General features: G+C 44.1%; 16 protein-coding genes. 2 read left to right on the top strand and 14 right to left on the bottom strand.

Features of this window, described 5'->3' with window-relative positions; genetic code table 11:
* Nucleotides 1–233: 233 nt before the first annotated feature.
* From ahpC to nudC, 5 genes are all read right to left on the bottom strand, one after another.
* Nucleotides 234–797: an alkyl hydroperoxide reductase subunit C gene (gene ahpC, locus B5F18_RS08755; RefSeq protein ID WP_087157296.1), complete on the bottom strand. Its 564-nt coding sequence runs from the start codon at nt 795–797 to the stop codon at nt 234–236.
* A 12-nt stretch (nt 798–809) separates the two neighbouring features.
* Nucleotides 810–2,105, bottom strand: coding sequence for a phosphopyruvate hydratase (gene eno, locus B5F18_RS08750; RefSeq protein WP_087157295.1), 1,296 nt, complete (start codon nt 2,103–2,105; stop codon nt 810–812).
* Between the two features lie 284 nt (nt 2,106–2,389).
* Nucleotides 2,390–3,262, bottom strand: coding sequence for a YitT family protein (locus tag B5F18_RS08745; protein ID WP_242955829.1), 873 nt, complete (start codon nt 3,260–3,262; stop codon nt 2,390–2,392).
* A 183-nt stretch (nt 3,263–3,445) separates the two neighbouring features.
* Entirely contained in the window at nt 3,446–5,806 is a 2,361-nt protein-coding gene (locus B5F18_RS08740; protein WP_087157294.1) for a DUF4125 family protein, read from the bottom strand.
* 12 nt (nt 5,807–5,818) lie between these two features.
* Nucleotides 5,819–6,649 (bottom strand): NAD(+) diphosphatase, encoded by an 831-nt coding sequence (nudC, locus tag B5F18_RS08735; protein WP_087157293.1) that lies wholly within the window; start codon nt 6,647–6,649, stop codon nt 5,819–5,821.
* A gap of 134 nt (nt 6,650–6,783) precedes the next feature.
* Here nudC and B5F18_RS08730 point away from each other — a divergent pair, with 134 nt between their 5' ends.
* Both B5F18_RS08730 and B5F18_RS08725 read left to right on the top strand, forming a co-directional pair.
* Nucleotides 6,784–7,719, top strand: coding sequence for a D-2-hydroxyacid dehydrogenase (locus B5F18_RS08730; RefSeq protein WP_087157292.1), 936 nt, complete (start codon nt 6,784–6,786; stop codon nt 7,717–7,719).
* A 38-nt stretch (nt 7,720–7,757) separates the two neighbouring features.
* Complete coding sequence (locus tag B5F18_RS08725; RefSeq protein WP_087157291.1) at nt 7,758–8,711, top strand: phospho-N-acetylmuramoyl-pentapeptide-transferase; 954 nt, start codon at nt 7,758–7,760, stop codon at nt 8,709–8,711.
* Between the two features lie 114 nt (nt 8,712–8,825).
* Here the strand turns inward: B5F18_RS08725 and B5F18_RS08720 are convergent, their stop codons facing one another.
* The 9 genes from B5F18_RS08720 to clpX all read right to left on the bottom strand — a co-directional run bounded on the left by B5F18_RS08720 (nt 8,826) and on the right by clpX (nt 17,951).
* Entirely contained in the window at nt 8,826–9,293 is a 468-nt protein-coding gene (locus tag B5F18_RS08720; RefSeq protein ID WP_087157290.1) for a YbaK/EbsC family protein, read from the bottom strand.
* Nucleotides 9,294–9,308: 15 nt separating this feature from the next.
* Nucleotides 9,309–12,248 (bottom strand): S8 family serine peptidase, encoded by a 2,940-nt coding sequence (locus B5F18_RS08715; protein WP_162607573.1) that lies wholly within the window; start codon nt 12,246–12,248, stop codon nt 9,309–9,311.
* Nucleotides 12,249–12,732: 484 nt separating this feature from the next.
* The gene (locus B5F18_RS08705) at nt 12,733–12,945 is read right to left on the bottom strand and encodes a ribbon-helix-helix domain-containing protein (protein WP_087157287.1); all 213 of its coding nucleotides are present in this window, start codon (nt 12,943–12,945) and stop codon (nt 12,733–12,735) included.
* Nucleotides 12,946–12,971: 26 nt separating this feature from the next.
* Nucleotides 12,972–13,964: an SPFH domain-containing protein gene (locus B5F18_RS08700; protein WP_087157286.1), complete on the bottom strand. Its 993-nt coding sequence runs from the start codon at nt 13,962–13,964 to the stop codon at nt 12,972–12,974.
* A 94-nt stretch (nt 13,965–14,058) separates the two neighbouring features.
* Entirely contained in the window at nt 14,059–14,529 is a 471-nt protein-coding gene (locus tag B5F18_RS08695) for a pyridoxamine 5'-phosphate oxidase family protein (protein WP_087157285.1), read from the bottom strand.
* Nucleotides 14,526–15,275 (bottom strand): class I SAM-dependent methyltransferase, encoded by a 750-nt coding sequence (locus B5F18_RS08690; RefSeq protein WP_087157284.1) that lies wholly within the window; start codon nt 15,273–15,275, stop codon nt 14,526–14,528. Before B5F18_RS08690 ends, B5F18_RS08695 begins: the two co-directional genes overlap by 4 nt.
* 100 nt (nt 15,276–15,375) lie before the next feature.
* Nucleotides 15,376–15,843: a signal peptidase II gene (locus tag B5F18_RS08685; protein ID WP_087157283.1), complete on the bottom strand. Its 468-nt coding sequence runs from the start codon at nt 15,841–15,843 to the stop codon at nt 15,376–15,378.
* Between the two features lie 2 nt (nt 15,844–15,845).
* Nucleotides 15,846–16,421: a zinc ribbon domain-containing protein gene (locus B5F18_RS08680; protein ID WP_087157282.1), complete on the bottom strand. Its 576-nt coding sequence runs from the start codon at nt 16,419–16,421 to the stop codon at nt 15,846–15,848.
* Between the two features lie 54 nt (nt 16,422–16,475).
* A complete protein-coding gene (gene clpX, locus B5F18_RS08675) occupies nt 16,476–17,951 on the bottom strand; it encodes an ATP-dependent Clp protease ATP-binding subunit ClpX (RefSeq protein ID WP_087157281.1) in 1,476 nt (491 codons plus the stop codon).
* Nucleotides 17,952–18,024: the final 73 nt, after the last annotated feature.

Here is an 18,024-nt window from a genome sequence, read left to right as displayed (position 1 = left end):
TCTGCTGGACAAAGGCCAACTCTACTCTCCGGAAAAGAGTAGGTAATCCATATCGAATTCCTAACTTACGCCTTTTTTGAAAAATACGTCGTAGGTCTATTAAGGTTACTCTTTTGTATGAAAATCTTTTTAAAATAACTCTTGACTATTTACCAAATTGCTTTCCAAATGTCTTTATTTCAAAAAAGGAACTGTAAAATCTGTTTCAAATTTTACAGCTCCCGTCCTCCTTGTTATAAAAGTCCTACCAGATCAAGGCTTGGTTTCAATGTCTTTTCACCAGGTTTCCATTTTGCCGGGCACACTTCGTCGCCATGTTCTGCCACGAACTGGGATGCCTGGACTCTTCTGAAAATCTCATCCGCATTTCTCCCTACATTTCCGGCAGTCACTTCATAGGCCACAATCTCACCTTCTGGATTGACAATAAAATCTCCCCTCTCAGCAAGGCCGTCTTCCTCTATCATGACGTCAAAATCTCTGGCCAGCTTTCCTGTAGGATCTGCAAGCATAGCGTACTGAATTTTTTGGATTCTTTCCGATGCATCATGCCATGCTTTATGTACAAAATGGGTGTCGCAGGAAACAGAGTAGATATCGCAGCCTATCTTCTGGAAATTTTCATACTTATCTGCAAGATCTTCCAGTTCTGTCGGGCACACAAAGGTAAAGTCCGCAGGATAAAAGAAAAATAAACTCCATCTTCCTTTGATATCCTCCAGTGTCACCTCTTTAAAACCACCGTTTACATATGCCTGCACTTTAAAATCACTTACTTTTTTTCCAATCAATGACATAGATCTCCCTCCTTATTCTTTTCTGTTAAATGCCTGGAACCCAGGGTAGCATGCTCCCTCCCCAAGCTCTTCCTCGATTCTCAAAAGCTGATTATATTTTGCAACACGCTCACTTCTGCTTGGCGCCCCTGTCTTGATCTGGCATGTATTTAAGGCCACGGCCAAATCTGCAATCGTGGTATCCTCTGTCTCTCCTGAACGGTGGGAGGAAATGGCTGTGTATCCTGCTTTGTGCGCCATCTTGATCGCTTCCAACGTCTCGGATACAGAGCCAATCTGGTTCAGTTTGATGAGAATGGAGTTTCCGCATCCATTTGCAATCCCTTTTGAAAGACGCTCTGTGTTTGTCACAAACAGATCATCGCCCACAAGCTGCACCTTGTCTCCCAACTCTTGTGTCATCATCTTCCATCCTTCCCAGTCTTCTTCATCCAGCCCATCCTCGATAGAGTAGATCGGATATTTCTCGCAGAGTGCCTTCCAGTGCTGTACTAATTCTTCAGAAGTAAATTTCTTTTTGCATTTCGGAAGGACATATTCTCCTTTCTTCTGCCCTTTCCACTCGCTGGATGCCGCATCCATGGCAAGTACAAAGTCTTTTCCAGGTTCATATCCCGCTTTGCGTACTGCCTCCAAAATATACTCAATGGCCTCCTCATCGCTGTCCAGATCAGGTGCAAATCCACCTTCATCTCCCACGGATGTGGCAAGTCCTTTTTCCTTTAAAAGCGCCTGCAGTGCATGGAATACTTCCGTGCACCAACGAAGGCCTTCCTTAAAACTTGGCGCTCCTGCCGGCATGATCATGAACTCCTGCACATCCACAGTGTTTGCCGCATGTGCTCCGCCATTCAAAATATTCATCATTGGAACCGGAAGTTTGTTTCCGGAAATTCCTCCCAGAAACCGATAGAGAGGCACCTGAAGTGCCACAGACGCTGCCCTTGCACACGCGATGGAAACAGCAAGAATGGCATTTGCTCCAAGTTTGGACTTATCCTTTGTACCATCTGCCTTTATCATGGCATTGTCCACTGCATAGATGTCGGATGCATCCATTCCACAAAGGACATCATTGATTATCGTATTGATGTTTGCAACTGCTTTTTGCACGCCTTTTCCAAGGTATCTTTCTTTCTCTCCATCTCTTAGTTCCAGCGCCTCAAATTCACCTGTGGATGCTCCGCTTGGAGCTGTCCCTCTTGCCATTGTTCCGTCTGCAAGATAAACTTCTGCCTCCACAGTCGGATTCCCTCTGGAATCAATAATCTCCCTTCCGATCACTTTTTCGATTCTTAAATGTTTCATTTCTTTTACCATCCCTTTCTATTTTTTTCTCTGATCTTTATCAGCAATTTCCTGTTCTTTCGGAGGCCGTTATCAGAAAGCTCAAACTATGCTTTCTGATTTTTGGAGCCTCCATGATTCATTCACACTAGTTAGTTATTTCTAACTTGTATTTAAAATACCACTGTTTCACACCCAATGTCAACGATAATAATTATCGTTTTTATTTTATTAGCCAAAACTAACTTTTGCGCACTAAAAAGGATGCCGGATTTTTTGTATTCCGCGCATCCTTTGTTTTACTTTCAATGAGGCTTAAATCCTTCACCAAGCACTTCATTGGATTCCATGATAATAACAAAAGCCTTGTCATCGATCTCTTTGACTGCGTTTCGGATCGTAAACATCTGCTTATTGTTGCAGGCACATAAAACTACTTTCTTCTCGTCCTGGGAAAAACTTCCCTGAGCTTTCAGAAACGTGGCTCCTCTACCGGTGAGAGCATCGATCTGCTCGGCAACTCTTTCCGGATATTCTGTCACGATCAGCGTCAGTTTTCCGGAGTCCACACCGTACATAACTTTGTCCACCACAATAGACAAAAGATACGTCACAATGACTCCATAAATCAGACTGTCCACATTTTTGGATACTATCAAGGTACCTATCAAAACGATAATGAAATCTGTCGTAAATGTAATTTTCCCAAGGGAAATGTGCGGATTTTTAGCTTTGATAGAAAGCATGATAAAATCCGCTCCCCCTGTGGAGGAATCCCTCATGTAAATAAGCGCATATCCAAGCCCCGCAAGCACTCCTGTGCAAATGGCTGCCAAAAGCCGGTCCCCTTCATATACCGGAAACAGCGGTGCAATGTAGTCCATAATGACCGATGTGATGATGATGGTCCGAACTGAGCGCACAAAGAATCCACGACCTAAAATACGGAAACAGAAAATCGCGATCGGAATATTTAAAAGCATGGCAACAAGACCGATCTGTGTGCCAAACAACTGGTAAAAGATAAGTGCGATCCCATTTAAGCCAACCATCGGAAAATTGGCGAATGCAGCAAAATTGTATGTTCCCACAGCAATCAGGGTCCCTCCGATGATATCCATGATCACGTCAAGGATAAATTTTTTTGTCTTTTTCTTTATAGTCATCTTTTCTGCCATTCTATCTCTCCTTTCTATCAATTCCACACTTGAATGATTCCAGATTATTCTAAAATAAAAGCACAAAAAGAGCATTTACAATTATAGATAATATAATCACAAATGCTCTTTTCTATGAAAAGTATAACTATTTGGAACCTCCCTGTCAATATTTGTCTTTAGGAAGATTCCATAAATATCCTGTCACTGCCTGTCTCTTGTCTCCTGTGCACCCATGGCCTGCTCTGCCTGATCAAGAGAGCGGTATCCGTAAAAGAAGGTCATGAATGTAAGTTTCATTTCTGTAAGATTTTTTCCCTCTCTTTCGTATCCGGCGATCATATCCTTGTACCTCGACAATGTTTCATCCGAGTATGTCCCTAGTTCCCCGCGAAGATAGGTTTCCATGGATGTATCCCACGGTGTATCTTCCGCCGTGTGAATGGATCTGCCGCTTCCTCCAAGGTGCGGATATTTCATGGAAAACCTCTCAGCCCATGAGATTTCTGTACGGATGATCTCCTCCTCAAGCTCTCTCCTTTTCTCACTTCTTTTTGGGAGAATATCCTTCCATTTCTCGTATTCTTCCGGCGCAGTGCTCTCCATCATCCTTGCATACTTCTCTGTCAGAAGATTCCATCCTTGTTTTTTTGCCCGCACTAGGTCTTTGTAATAACTTTTGAGCCCATCTTGCCTCCATGTGTAAAACTGGCTCTTCCTCATAATCTCAAAAGTCTCCCAGTCATCCTGGCAAGAAGCTCTTCCTCCTTCATTTTGTACGTTTTGGAATTGTTCCCACTCTTCCTTGACAATGTCAAGCACAAGGGCCCTCTCCTCCACCTGCCTTTTGTGTGTCTCCAGAAAATTGTCAAATGATGTGCTAAGTTTCTGTCTTCTCATCTCCCCTGAAATCATTCCGCAGATTTCTTCTATTTTCGTTTCCATGCCCTCCATATCACAAGGAAGGCTTTGGATTCTTTCAAGCTTTTCTTTTATTTCTTTGAGCGTATGGAAATTTTTCATTCCCTTCATCTTCCACTTGTAGATTGGCGTGTACATACGATTGAGAAGATATGCTGTATCCACCGCTGCATCCAAAAATTGCGCCAGGCAAAAATACATGCCCCCAATGTCTTTTCTGCGCCTCATCCTCTCATAATTATACTGCCCTGCCTGTGCCATTCTTCCAAGAGATACAGACAATTTTTCAAGAAATATTTCCTCCGGATAAAAGGAAAATGCTTCCCTCTCCTTTGAAAATGTTCCGGATGGATCATCAAAAATTTCGCCGCTCATCACACAACTAAGCCCTTCCGGCTGCATCCCTCTCCATGCTTCCTTGTCTTTTTGACAAAGCTTGTCCCCGTTTTTGCCAAGCTTTGGAGCATTAGAAAAACCTGTCAGCTGTTTGAAAAAATCTTCTCTTTGGAAAACACCGATCCTTCTTTCCCCTGTTTTTTGTGTATTTCTTGCCGGGAATCCCAGGCATTCTTTTGGAAGGCTGTCATAATCTTTTTGTAGTTGTTTTCCAATCTCTTCAAAATCTTCTTTGGAAAGCCAGAGACAAAATCCGGCCCCATAATCATGATCCACAGACTGTAAATCGTCAAAGCCCATACATTCGGAGCCCTGACCTATCAGCCCGGCCGCAATACGAGGTTTATATTTTGCGTACTTTTCTTCCAACAGCGGTTTCCCGTATGTTTCATAGTACATTTTGGAAAGTGCAAGCCCTTTGATCCCACCTTTTTCCATTCGCTCTGTTCTGTTTAAAAGATCTTCTGCTGTCTGCAGATTTTTCTTGGTGATCCGGTAGTATTCATTTTCCCCGTAACACTCTTCGATTTCTCCCAGCGCCTTTTTATAAAAGGAAACAGCATCTTTGTAACACCCCTCGCGGAATCTTGATTCCGCAAGTCCGGCTAACGCTGAAGCATAATGTGAGTCTTTGCTGTCCGGATTTTTTTCAAACAGCTGCACAGCCTTCTCCATATGTGCTCTGCCCTCTTCGTCCTGTTTCATCTGAAAGCACAAATATCCAAGATTGGTGTGCGTGATCGCAATCTCCACATCCGGACTTCCAAGTGTCTTCATGATTTTCATGGCAGACTCAAGTTCTTGTTTCGCCAAGCCCATTCTTCCGGTTTCACTGTACAGAAGACTGATATTATTGTGCAGAGCCGCCATTCTATAGTCTTCACCTTTCAGTGTTTTCTCGTAGATTTCCTTTGTCTTTTCATAATAATCCAGGGCTTTCTCAAATTTTCCGGCTGCCCGGTATGCGGTGGCTGCATTCAAAAGCGTTGTCCCATAGTTTAAACTTCCTTCCAGCCCCATTTTCTTTGCAAGCGAAACCGCCTCTTCCGTACACAGCAGACACTCCTCGTATCTTCCGGCCGCCCGGTAATATCCCATCAGTTCATTTAGGATGACAAGAATAGCTGCATCGTTTCCAGCCTTTGCAGCGCTTTTCAACCCCTGTTTCAAATAATCTTCTGCTTCTTTTGCCCTTCTGTCAGCATACAGGCCATCCAGACCTTGCAAAAAATGTTCCAATACAAACATGCTTTTCACCTCCTAAACGATTCCTTCTTTAAATACCGCCATCATTTCTTTTGTCAGGCTGACTTCATCTCCCTCATCCGGGATATCCTCCCGCTCCATCCATTGTGCAAGCGCAAGCTCCTCCTCATCCAGACTGATCATGCCGTCTCCGTCCAGATCACAGAAAAATCCAAGCAGCAGCGTGTCTGTAAATCCCCATGGCTGGCTCTTATAGTAGCGGATATTCTTTACTTTCAGTCCCACTTCTTCCATCACTTCCCGTTTTACCGTCTCCTCAATAGTCTCCCCAATTTCAGCAAATCCTGCGATCAATGCGTATTTTTTGTACTCTCTTCCCGCATATTTTGACACCAGAATCCGGTTTCCGTCGATAATCCCCACAATGACAGCAGGACAGATTTTCGGATACTCCATAGTACCGCACACCGGACAATAAAGCATCCTCTCTTTTTTATCCATCTCCAGCCGATTTCCACACGCCCCGCAAAATTTCCTCGTACAATACCATCTGGAAAGCTGAATACCGGTCACTCCGGCAAATGCCAGATGCCTCGGTCTCAACGTGCGCAGTTTCTGTACATTTTCCCAGGAATACCCTTGTTTCTCAAAAGAAAGCTCTTCCTCTCCCAGAAAAAAAGCAGTGCTGTCCACAGTGAAAAGATAAACAAACTCTCTTTCCTGTTCTTTTTCATCCAGTTCTCGAAAGGACGGAAATATGACGGTTCCTTCCTCTTCTTTTATCAGAATTTTTCTACCCCTGGCGCAGATAAAAAGACTGTCCTCGGTCGGTATCTGGGGTCTGTATTCATTGTGCAGCCTGTGCGGCGCGATATCCTGTATCATGAAATTTCCTCTTTTCTTGTATAGCATTCCACTCCGATTATAGAACACCCACCTCTTTTCCGCAAGAAAAGCATTTCCTTTCTTCTCCATTTATCGTATAATAAATGCAGTTGATAACCAGACAGGAGGTACTTATGAAACTTGTATTTTTAGACGCAAAAACAATCGGAGAGGACATCGACTTGTCCCCATACGATCAGTTCGGGGAAGTTGTAAAGTATGATTTTTCTACAAGCGAGCAGGTCCCTGAACGTGTTGCTGATGCCGACGTGATCATTTTAAATAAGGTCGAGGTCAACGAAAAGACCATTGGAGGGGCCAAACATCTAAGGCTTGTCTGTGTCACAGCCACCGGAACCAATAATCTGGACAAGGAGTATCTGGACAAACGAAACATTGCCTGGAGAAATGTTGCCGGCTATTCAACGGAAAGTGTTGCACAACATACATTTGCCATGCTTTTCTATCTTCTTGAAAAACTGCGCTATTACGATGAATATGTAAAAAGCGGAAAATATGTAAACGATACAATTTTTACTCACTTTGCCGAACATTTCCACCAGTTAAGCGGAATGACTTGGGGAATCATCGGTCTTGGCAACATCGGGCGGAGAGTTGCCGACATCGCTACTCTTTTTGGCGCCAATGTTATCTATTATTCCGCATCCGGTGCACCAAAACAGGAGGGGTATGAACAAGTAGATTTTGACACTCTTCTGAAGACATCTGACATTATCTCCGTGCACGCACCGCTCAATGCACACACGAAAAATCTGCTGGACGCATCCGCCTTTTTAAGAATGAAAAAAAGCTGTATCTTTTTGAACCTTGGCAGAGGGCCGATCGTGGTGGAACAGGATCTGGCAGATGCGCTGAATGACGGACAGATCGCAGCGGCAGGGCTTGACGTTCTCTGCTCAGAGCCGATGAAAGAGGACAATCCTCTTTTACATATCCAGGACAGCCGGAAACTTTTTATCACCCCGCATATTGCGTGGGCAAGCGTGGAGGCAAGGACAAAGCTTATGCAGATCATCCACGGACAAATTTCTGAATTCTTTCATCTGTAGAGAACTGCCACAAAAGAAATTAAGAAAGGACAAAAGACATGTACCAACTATTCACTGATTTTATACCGGCCAATCAGATTATTCTGGTCGGGATCATTTTAACATTTCTCATCACATTCCTGGCGTTGAAATACCCATTTTCATTTCTTCCAAAAGACCAGGGACGCGATTTTGCGGTAAACGGAAAGCTTTCCAAAGGAAAACTGCGCGGCGTAGGCCTTACCTTTGTCAGTTGTTTTATCCTCGGAAGTGTCGCTTTTCTTCCTCTTGACCGGGAGTATATCATCTACATAATACTGCTCGTTGCGATAATGCTGAGCGGTTTTCTGGACGATACCTCCAGCACACCATGGAATGAATACAAAAAAGGCGCCATTGATCTTGTTTTGTCCATTGTGACCATGATCACGTTCGCTAACTTTAATTCCACAGCGATTCATCTTGGAAATATGGAAATCCTGATTCCAAAAGTAGTTTACATTATTCTTGGAATCATCCTTATCTGGGTATCCATCAATGTCACCAACTGCTCCGACGGTGTGGATGGACTGTGCGCCAGTCTTTGCATTGTATCCATGCTTTCCTACAGCGTAATCTTTCACGGGGAGCTCGGAAAATACAGCCAGGCAAATTTTCTCTTCATCGCTGTGCTGTTGGCTTATCTGTATTTTAACTCTTCTCCGAGCAGCATGCTCATGGGGGATGCCGGTTCCAGGGCTCTTGGATTTTACCTTGCCATCATTACCATGAAGAGCGGACATCCATTTATCTTTATTTTGCTGGCAGGTATTCTGATCATCGACGGCGGCCTTGGGCTGATCAAAGTCTCCCTGAAACGTTTCTTAAAGATTTCCATCTTAAAGAACACGCGCACACCGATCCATGACCATGTCAGAAAAAATCACGGATGGTCCGACGCGCAGGTTGTAATGCGTTTTGTCATTCTTCAGGTGATTTTGGGCATTCTTGCTTATATTATTATTTCAGCTTAACAAAAGCCGGGAATTCGAAAGCTCTCCTAATGATAGAACAATATATCCAAGAGTGCTCCCGGTAGAATAAAAAAATTGCGGTATGGGTTTCCAGTACCGCAATTTTTTCTAAATCTATTTACACACATCCACCCACGCTCTTGCATGGGAATATCTCTCCAATTCCCCACAGCTTAATTCTACCGCAGATCGATCACTCCCTGCTGCCGGAAATACGCTCTCAAAACGCCTCAACGATTCATCCAGATACACCTCCACGCCATCCGGATTTGCGAATGGGCATACCCCGCCATCCGGATGTCCTGTCATCTTTTCCACATTCTCAAAGGACACCATTCTTGCACGCATTCCAAAACTCTCTTTGAATTTTCGGTTGTCTATCTTTTTATCCCCGGCAACAACTACGATAAACGCTCCCTCCTTGTCCTCAGTATAAAAGGACAAGGTCTTCGCTATCCTTGCCGGATCAACGCCAACCGTTTCTGCTGCCAATTCCACCGTTGCACTGGAGTGTGTAAACATTAAAATTTCTCTGTTCCATCCTTGTTTTTGCAGATATATTTTTACATTTTCGACTGCCATACCACTTCCTCTTTCTTACTGGCGTTTTCTCTTTCCGATCACCACTGCTGCTCCTGCCGCACAAAGCAATGTACTCCATACCGCTGCTGTACTTTCATCTCCTGTCTTTGTGCTCTTTGTGGATTTGACCGATTTTACACTTACTTTGTTTTTGTTTCCTGTACCGGATGCCGTCTTTCCCGCTGTTCCTTTTGGTGCAGTTACCGCTGATTTTGTAATTGTTGCAGAAGGATCTTTGGTTGTCGGTGCCGGGTCAGAACCTTGGACCGGATCAGATGGCTCACCTGTTGTTTTTTGCGGTGTTTCCTGATTTTTTGTGTCATCGCCGCCCTGCACATCCGCCGGGTTCTTTGTATCATCGCCAGGCACTGCCGGCACTGCGTTTACCTTTGTCATATCCAGACGATAAAACTTGCTCATTGTATCATTCTTCATATGTGTTGTTCCAAATACATAGAAGTAATCCCCACTCACAACTCCATCTGCAAAATAGACTTTTTCATCGTCTAAATTTTTATCTGTCTCCATCCATTTTCCGTCTTTTACATTGTAAAGATAAGTATCGCTCGTATGCGCCTCATCGCTCATCATACCGGATACCACCATCTGTCCTGCGTAGACACCTGACGCTGCGGCAGGCATCTGGTTTTCATATACATTCGGATAAGAAACCCCTGCTGTCCACTTGGAACCATCAAAAATTTCCACACTGTTTTCCCACTGTCCATCCGCATTCTCTCCGCCGACAGCGATCAGTTTTCCATCCATTATCTCCACAGATGCGTTCACACGTGCATTGGCAAGCCGGGCAACCTCCACACAAGCTCCGGATAAAAGGTCTACACTGTAAACTTTGTTTGTTGGTGCGTATGTTCCATCAGAAGGATTTCTTTCACTTCCTCCAACCACATACAACTTATTTCCATCTGTGGCAATGCTGCTGTTTTGTATTGACTCTGAACGGGCAAATTCTGCCACCTTTACAAATTCTGTATTTTGTGCTGTATCATAAGAATATATCTCAAATCCGGTTCCTTTATTGGAATATATATAAAGGGTATCCCCGGATACAGTAAGTTTTACGTCAAGACCTAACGGAATCCAGGTGCTGATTTTATCCCACTCATTTTCATCCGTGTTATATACAAGGAGCACCACATATCTTTCGCCCTCTCTCATCTCATAGAGGTCTCCTCCTGTCACGTATATGTTCCCGGACACTGACTCTACACTGTACATCATTGACTCATCATCGTACAGGGAAACTCCAAGTTTCTCATAATCCGGAACCGGAAGTTCATCAAAGAGGGTTTCATTTTCCACGATCACTCCTTTATTTTCCAGCACAAACGTATCTCTTCCATACTGGGATGCATCGGATGCAGCTGTCACCACAAATTCGTGAGGTCCTTCCACAGTCCCCTTTGGCAGCTCTACTGTAATCTCTCTGTCACCCCAGGATACGATCGGAAGACTCTGTCCGTCCATGACAACCGTGCCCATACCATTTCCAAAGAAATAACCGGAAATCACTGCCTGACCGTCTTTCTGGCTCAGCTCATCCAGCACCGGATACGGCGACTCAATTGCTTTTTGCAGATTCAAATATCCACCGGATACACATAAATCCTTTAATTCTTCTGTCCTTGTGACACCTCCTGCAAGCCTTGCCCGGATTTCGGACATATCTGCGCTATTTCCATAGTAAGCCTTCAAAAGCGCATATGCACCTGTCACATTCGGGGCTGCCATGGAAGTTCCTGACATGATTCCGTATTTTTCTTTCTGCAGAATAGTTCCAGGTTTTGTTGAGAGTATCTTATCTCCAGGGGCAAACAATTCTGTATTGATCTTTCCATAATTGGAATAATCTGCCGCGTGGCCGTACTGGTCAGATGCATTGACAACAATCGTTCCCTCTGTGTTGCTGCCGTAAGGAGCATTTACATTAGCATCCATATCTGCCCCCGTATTTCCGCTGGCAAATACAGAAACGATTCCCTGCTTTGCTGCATAATCTACAATATCCTGGAAACTGCGGCTTAAATATGCTCCGCCCCAGGAATTGTTGGCTGCCACAAAATTCACACCTTTTTCTTTCTGCTCCAACATATATTCATAAGCTTTGATCGCCATTGATGTACTGCCCTGTCCTTCATTATCCAGTACCCTTAAAGCCGCGATCTTCACCTTCTGTGCAACGCCACTGACACCCATATTATTGTTTCCGCTGGCTCCGATAATGCCGGCGACATGAGTCCCATGCCCAAATACATCCATCGGGTCTGTGTCTCCGGATGAAGTAAGAGCGTCCCCGCTGAAATCGTATCCATGATTTCCATTCTCATCTGTCCACATATTGTCCTTTAAATCCGGATGATTGTAATCCACTCCGCTGTCCACTACAGCGACAACATATTCATCCGATCCTTCTGTCGCTCCCCACACATAAGGCACATTTGCAGCCCCCGGAGTCGTGCTTGTCTGTCTTTGCAGATTCCACTGTTGTGCAAAATAAGTATCGTTCGGCACTGCGTAGGATTGAATCGCATAGTCCGGCTCCACGTACTCTACTCCCGGACAATCTTCCAGCTCTTTTACAAGTTCCTCTGTAGACAGTTCGTCCGATTCCGCCACCATCATTTTTTCGGTTTCGTTCGCAGAAGATTTTGCTTTCGTGGAATTTGCATCTTCCTCTGATTCACTCATCGTCAAAAGTGTCTCCATCGTATAGGAGTCCTCTGATGATGTACTGTTCTTTTTGTCCTCCTCATCTTTTGCTCCTTCAAAATCAGGATTCACCTTTACGATCACTCGCCCTTCTATAGGCTCCAGTCCCTGCAATGTTGCTTGTGATTCCTGTGCCTCTACTTTTTCATCCTGTATGTATGCCGGAAACGCAGCTCCTACACATAGAATTGCCGCCAAAAGGATACTCACGCTTTTTCTTTTCATTATCTTCATCCCTTTCCTGTGGTTTATTCCGAAAATTTTTAAATATTTTAACATATTTTAGCATTTTAAACAAGCAACGCGAAGACATTTATAAAAAATTAAGGATATTGAACAGATGTCTTTCTATCCAATATCCCAAGTTTCATCATTCTGTCTCTCTAAGTCTTCCCCCCTCCAAAAAATTCCCGCGTCCCGAATCCATCCTGACACCTACTCCTGTGCCATACGGGCCAGTATCCTGGCATTTCCTGCAAAGGCATCTCCCTCAAGATTCAGACTGGCGGTCCATAGAAATAGGAGGCTGTAGCGCCTCCGTCGATCAGGAAATCTAATCCGTAATAAATGTTCCTTTGTCGCTCGTGAGCAGCTCCTCTGTCGGTGTGCAGGCAACTTTGTTTCCATAGCCTCCTGTCTCATAATAGTCGTATCTGATAACGCAACAAAAAGCGGATATTCAAAGTACACCTCCAAATATCCGCCTTTTCTATTCACTTTCTTTTTGAAACTTCTTTTTCCGCTGTTTCACACATTCAGTCAACAAATATTCGATCTGCCCGTTCACGGACCGAAATTCATCCTCCGCCCACTGGACCAGCTCATTGTACAGCGATGCAGAAAGCCTCAAAGGAACCTGTTTTTTTGCCTTTTCTTTTGCTTTTTTCTCTTCTTTTTCCACTGCACTACCACCTTCTTCCATATCCCGTATTAACCTGAATGTTTATTTTAATACAAAGAACCACTGTTTACAATAGGTTGTGCATCTTTGTTACCGCAGAGTACGACAAGAAGATTGCTTACCATGGCTGCCTTTCTCTCTTCATCGAGCTCCACAATCTCATTTTCATTTAATTGTTCAAGTGCCATCTCCACCATTCCCACAGCGCCTTCCACAATCTTCTGTCTTGCGTCAATGATCGCCGCTGCCTGCTGTCTCTGCAGCATAGCTGACGCAATCTCCGGCGCATAAGCAAGGTGTGTGATGCGCACTTCCATGATTTTGATTCCTGCATTTACCACTTTGCTCTGCAGTTCTGCGTTCATGATATCCGCAATTTCCTGGCTGCTGCCTCTCAGTGATTTTTCATCTCCACCCTCACTTGCGTCATACGGATACTGGCGCGCTGTATTCCGGATGATGGCATCACACTGAATGGAGAGATAATTCTTATAGTTCTCCACATTGATGACTGCCTTTGTCGGATTCTCCACTTTCCATATGACAACAGCGCCGATCTCCACCGGATTTCCAAGTTCATCGTTGACTTTCTGTTTTTCGTTGTTGAGTGTCATCGCTTTCATGGAAACTTTTTTGTTTATTGTAGATATGGAAATATTTGCTTTCCCCGATGCTGTCACTCCAAATCCTTTCACTGTTGGGTTGATGGCCGTGCAAAACGGATTAACCCAGAAAAATCCCGGTTTTTTCAGCGTGCCGTAATAGTTTCCAAAAAGAGCCAGCACAAGCGCCTCGTTCGGCTCCAAAATGCGAAGTCCGCAAAAACCAATGATCGCCACAATCACCAGGATAGTCCCGATTATTTCCAAAACCGTCAAAAGCCCCGCTGAAATCACACTTTCTCCACCAGAATAAATGACCGGCGCTGCGATCATGACCGCAATGCTGCCTACCAAAACGATCAGCCATAGGAAAAGCATGGCAAAACCATTTTTGGCGTGCAATACCTTTTCTTCCACTATCTGTCTTTCTTCCCTCATTACGAACACCCTCCTTGTTATTATAATGATATCAACTTGATATCATTATAATACCTCTTCCGATTTTCAGTGTCAATCCTTTTATATATTTTTGTCACATATTTTCCTTGCAGGAAAGTTTCGAAACTTCAAGCCGGATGATTTCCACCGCATCCACCATCTGATCTTCGAACTGCCAATCAGAACGCCCGGAATAATGACCCATGATCATCTGAAGGGCTTTTCTTTTTTTATCCCTTGTTTTCACAAGATCCACATCCCCCTGGCCGATCACACTCTGATACTTAAAAGTATATCCGCACGCCTTTACGGCACTCTGCACACTGTGTGCAGTATCCATCTCAAATCCTGCCTTTTTATTTTTTCGTATCAGCTCTATTTTCCGCCCTGCTTTTGCACTGTGAAAATAGAAAATGTGCTTTCCCCCTTCCATACAGTGCGCAAAATTCAGAGGGACCACATACGGCGCCTCACCGTCGCACAGCCCAAGTCTGCAGCAGTCACACGCCTCTATGATCTGTAAAATCTTCTTTTCATCTAAAATCTCTCTGTCTGTCCTTCTCATCTTTTTTCTCCTCTCCCTTCCTTTTTTGCGGAAATCAACAACATCATCGGACGCCTAAGCTCATCCTTCATACCGGGAAGTCCCATCATTTCTTTTGGCGGTTTTGGCTCCGCCAACTTTTGGATGGAAAAGCCATTTTCAAGCAACGCTCCAAGATATGTGGTCAAAGTCCTGTGGTATTTCATTACATGTTCCCCTAAAAACACAGCATCCCGTTTTCCCTCGTAAAAATAATTGTCCACAGGAAAATGAAGGATGCTGCCATCCTCCCCGTAGTACCAGTCCTGGGAACCATAAGCAGTGAACACCGGATGCTCCACAGAAAAGACAAACTCTCCCCCGTCGACGAGCCACTCGCCGATCTTTTCCACAAGCGCCCTAAAATCTTTCACATAATGAAAAGCCAGGGAGCTAAAAACAACATCAAAGCTGCCCGACGGAAACTCCAAATCCTCCATAGCTGCCATTTGATAGGAAATCCTGGTATCTTTTGTCATCTCCCTTGCTTTTTGCAGCATTTTCTCTGAAATATCCACGCCCAGCACCGCCTTTGCTTTGTTCCTGGCAGCATAAATGCAATGCCATCCGTATCCACACCCCAGATCAAGTACCCGTTTTCCCAAAAAATCAGGCATCATCTTTCTAAATTCACTCCACTCACCCGCTCCTGCAAGCCCTTTCTTTGAGCGCTCCATCTGTCCGTACTTTTCAAAAAAGACAGAATCATCATATTTATTTTCCTTCATTTTCTTTTCATCCTTTCTTTTGCACCTTTAGAAACTTTATTATTTCTTTATATCATTTATAATTTATAAAACAATGTATTGATGTCCAAAACCTTCTGCCCTATTTTTTGCCCGCCAAGCCCGCAAGCCCTGCCACAGTCCCAAGAGCAATAAACACATCCGCCAGGTTGAATGTCACTCTTCCTATTTTCTCATTTTTTGTGCCGATTGCCAGATAATCTGTCACCCGGCCTTTTTCTAATCTCTCATATGTATTTCCAAAAGCTCCCCCTGCCACAAGCGCCATCCCGGCCTTTTCCAGGTACCTCCCCCTTTTTCCAAGCAAAAAAAGGTAAGATACAAGCCCTGACAACGAAAGAACGAAAGAAATCTGTTTTATAATTTTAGGATACTTTTCCAGCCCGTTCATGGCAATGCCCTGATTGTACACTTTCCGAAGATAAAATCTCCCTCCCAAAACAGGGCGGTCCTTTTCATCCTCACCCACATGCTTTTCCACGTATTCTTTTATCTTTATATCAATAAGGAACAGTGCTGCCACTGTTCCCATGCCTTTCCATTTATTCATTTTTACTCTCCGGTTTCTTCTGGCTTTGCCTCTTCTTTTTCTTCACAATGAGTCTTTGCCTCTTCTTGGCCTTCTTCCTCTTTTTCTTCCCGGGCATTGGCATCATTCTGAAAATCAGACTCTTCAAAGTCATCCTCAAATTCTGCCTCCACATCTTCCACTTCCACATCCTCCACATCAATCGGCTCTTTTTCTACTTTTTCGCCGCAGACCGGACAGTAAGCCGCTCCTTTTGGAAGAGTAGCCTGGCAATTTTTACACATCCCCTCTCCTTTGATATGAGAAAGTTTCTTTTCATATGCTGCGATGACATGATTTCTTTTGCCGATTTCTTCACAGATGGCAACAAATTCACCGGAAATCTCGTCGCCGTTTTTGTATTTTTCAAACAGCATCTTTCCAAGATCCATGAAATCTCTTTCATTTCCCCTCTCCAGAGTGCGGATTTGGCTTTTGAGTTTCTGTACGCTCATCACTTCTTCCGTCTTCTTCCCAACTGACTCCGCAGTTTCTGACAGTGTGGAAGAAATTTTTCTTCCCCACTCATCCAGATTCAATTTGTCAAACCAATCTCTCATCTTCCGTCTCCTCCTTTTAAAACTCTACAACAAGCGGTTTTTATTTGATATCTTCTATACAGTGCCGGAATGCATCGGCAGCCCTGCCTGTCCGCGCAGCAGAATTTTCGGCCCTCCGGTTCCGTCAATATATTCTTTTGTGATCACAACCTCACCAATATTGTCGTCTTTTGGAATCTCATACATAATATCCAGCATAAATTCCTCTATAATGGAGCGCAGCGCTCTGGCGCCCGTCTTCTTTTCCATGGCCTTTCTCGCAATCTCATGCAGTGCCTCTTCCTCAAAATCCAGTTTCACCTCATCCAGGGCAAGGAGTTTTTGATACTGCTTGATGATCGCATTTTTCGGCTCTTTCAAAATCTGTACCATCATATCCTCATCCAGCCCTTTTAAGGTGAAGATGATCGGAAGTCTTCCAATAAATTCCGGAATCATACCAAAATTGCGCAGATCATCAACCGTCACTTTCCCGAGAATATTTTTATCGTTATCGTATTTATCCTTCAAGTCTGCAATGAAACCCATGGAAGAGTGTTTATTGAGTCTCTCTTTGATGATCTGATCCAAATCCGGAAAAGCTCCTCCGCAGATGAAAAGGATGTTTCTTGTGTTCACCGTAGTGAGAGGAACCATTGCATTTTTGCTGTTTGCCCCAACCGGAACTTCCACTTCACTTCCTTCCAGAAGTTTCAGCAAGCCCTGCTGTACGGATTCTCCGCTCACATCCCTCTGGCTTGTGTTTTTTTTCTTTGCGATCTTGTCAATCTCATCAATAAAAATGATTCCTTTTTCTGCCTTCTCAACATCATTTCCAGCTGCTGCAAGAAGTTTTGAGACAACACTCTCGATGTCATCTCCAATGTACCCGGCCTCTGTAAGCGATGTGGCGTCTGTAATTGCCAGCGGCACATCCAGAAGTCTCGCCAGTGTCCTTACAAGGTATGTTTTCCCGCTTCCTGTAGGTCCTATCATAAGCATATTGGATTTTTCAATTTCAATGTCATCCATCGTGTCCGTTGCAACCCGCTTGTAATGGTTGTAAACAGCCACTGCCATGGCCTTTTTCGCGTATTCCTGCCCTACAACGTAATCGTCCAGTTTTGCCTTGATCTTGTGCGGAGCCGGCAGATCCTTGATGGAAAATACTGCCTTCTTTTGCTCCTTTTCCTCTTTTTTCTTTACCTTCTGCTGATTTTTCCCGGAATTTGGCAAATCTGCCATATTAAAAACCTGGATGCCGGGCATGTTCATCAGATTACTGTAGTCCACCTGTCCGTTGTTCATCACGTCAAAACTCTTCTGCATGCAGTCCGGGCATACAAAAATTTTATTCGGAAGTTCTATCATCTTCCCTGTCACACTCTCAGGCCTGCGGCAGAGAAAACAATAATGCTCTGGTCCGCTTTTCTTCTCGTTCGCGTTTTCATCCGCAGATTTCTTGTCCGCCACATCTGCTGTTTCCTGGTTTTTCTTTTCTATGTCCGTGCTTTTATCTTCATCTACAATGATAGTTTCATTATCCAACATATCTGTCTCCTTCCTGTATATGCGTCTATTATAGAACAGTTTGTCTGCCCGAACAAGTTAAGTTTTTCTAAAA

Origin of the sequence: Lachnoclostridium sp. An181 (assembly GCF_002160325.1) — a bacterium.
Taxonomy (GTDB): domain Bacteria; phylum Bacillota; class Clostridia; order Lachnospirales; family Lachnospiraceae; genus An181.
Note: the sequence above shows the minus strand (reverse complement) of the source record. Positions and strands in the feature narration are given on the sequence as shown.

What these genes read in the sequence shown, in the direction of transcription:
- B5F18_RS08700 (WP_087157286.1), bottom strand. Translation starts at nt 13,964, where the DNA reads ATGAGGGAAGAAAGACAGATAGTGGAAGAAAAGGTATTGCACGCCAAA.
- B5F18_RS08740 (WP_087157294.1), bottom strand. Translation starts at nt 5,806, where the DNA reads ATGTTTGTATTGGAACATTTTTTGCAAGGTCTGGATGGCCTGTATGCT.
- clpX (WP_087157281.1), bottom strand. Translation starts at nt 17,951, where the DNA reads ATGTTGGATAATGAAACTATCATTGTAGATGAAGATAAAAGCACGGAC.
- nudC (WP_087157293.1), bottom strand. Translation starts at nt 6,649, where the DNA reads ATGATACAGGATATCGCGCCGCACAGGCTGCACAATGAATACAGACCC.
- B5F18_RS08705 (WP_087157287.1), bottom strand. Translation starts at nt 12,945, where the DNA reads ATGGAAGAAGGTGGTAGTGCAGTGGAAAAAGAAGAGAAAAAAGCAAAA.
- B5F18_RS08680 (WP_087157282.1), bottom strand. Translation starts at nt 16,421, where the DNA reads ATGAGAGATTGGTTTGACAAATTGAATCTGGATGAGTGGGGAAGAAAA.
- B5F18_RS08695 (WP_087157285.1), bottom strand. Translation starts at nt 14,529, where the DNA reads ATGAGAAGGACAGACAGAGAGATTTTAGATGAAAAGAAGATTTTACAG.
- B5F18_RS08745 (WP_242955829.1), bottom strand. Translation starts at nt 3,262, where the DNA reads ATGGCAGAAAAGATGACTATAAAGAAAAAGACAAAAAAATTTATCCTT.
- B5F18_RS08730 (WP_087157292.1), top strand. Translation starts at nt 6,784, where the DNA reads ATGAAACTTGTATTTTTAGACGCAAAAACAATCGGAGAGGACATCGAC.
- ahpC (WP_087157296.1), bottom strand. Translation starts at nt 797, where the DNA reads ATGTCATTGATTGGAAAAAAAGTAAGTGATTTTAAAGTGCAGGCATAT.
- B5F18_RS08725 (WP_087157291.1), top strand. Translation starts at nt 7,758, where the DNA reads ATGTACCAACTATTCACTGATTTTATACCGGCCAATCAGATTATTCTG.
- B5F18_RS08715 (WP_162607573.1), bottom strand. Translation starts at nt 12,248, where the DNA reads ATGAAAAGAAAAAGCGTGAGTATCCTTTTGGCGGCAATTCTATGTGTA.
- B5F18_RS08690 (WP_087157284.1), bottom strand. Translation starts at nt 15,275, where the DNA reads ATGAAGGAAAATAAATATGATGATTCTGTCTTTTTTGAAAAGTACGGA.
- eno (WP_087157295.1), bottom strand. Translation starts at nt 2,105, where the DNA reads ATGAAACATTTAAGAATCGAAAAAGTGATCGGAAGGGAGATTATTGAT.
- B5F18_RS08685 (WP_087157283.1), bottom strand. Translation starts at nt 15,843, where the DNA reads ATGAATAAATGGAAAGGCATGGGAACAGTGGCAGCACTGTTCCTTATT.
- B5F18_RS08720 (WP_087157290.1), bottom strand. Translation starts at nt 9,293, where the DNA reads ATGGCAGTCGAAAATGTAAAAATATATCTGCAAAAACAAGGATGGAAC.